Source organism: Yersinia sp. 1252 StPb PI (genome assembly GCF_048593885.1).
GTDB lineage: Bacteria > Pseudomonadota > Gammaproteobacteria > Enterobacterales > Enterobacteriaceae > Yersinia > Yersinia enterocolitica_E.
Genome location: NZ_JAZGQE010000528.1, coordinates 1 through 352, shown reverse-complemented (window position 1 = coordinate 352; position 352 = coordinate 1). Strand labels below are relative to the sequence as shown.

Below are 352 nucleotides of genomic sequence, written 5' to 3'. Positions count from 1 at the left end.
AGTTTAGAGCACATTTAAAAAGTGCAGGGATACCTGATGGTATTGTTAAAACCATAAACAGATACGGTCTTAGATTAGATGCAGGGATATTAAAAAATATGGTATCAAACAAAATGAATGATAGGTTTGTTGGCTACTAAAATAGACTTGTCATATCTGTGTTTTCCTCATTATAAATGAGAGGTTAGGGTGTTATCATTTTTTAATAAGATAGTAATAACACCCAGCCAAACTCTGTTTAGTAATAAAAGAAATTTGCTAGATGTGCTCTTAATCTTACTTATTTTATATTTCCTCGGAATGCTTATTAATGCAGTGTCAAGTCAAAATGAAATGCCAGTTCCAATACTAT

1 pseudogene is annotated in these 352 nt (G+C 31.0%); it reads left to right on the top strand.

Annotation, left to right across the window (positions count from 1 at the left end):
• Positions 1–140 (top strand): annotated as a pseudogene (locus V2A85_RS24615) (helix-turn-helix domain-containing protein); the annotation flags it as partial.
• Between the last annotated feature and the right edge of the window lie 212 nt (positions 141–352).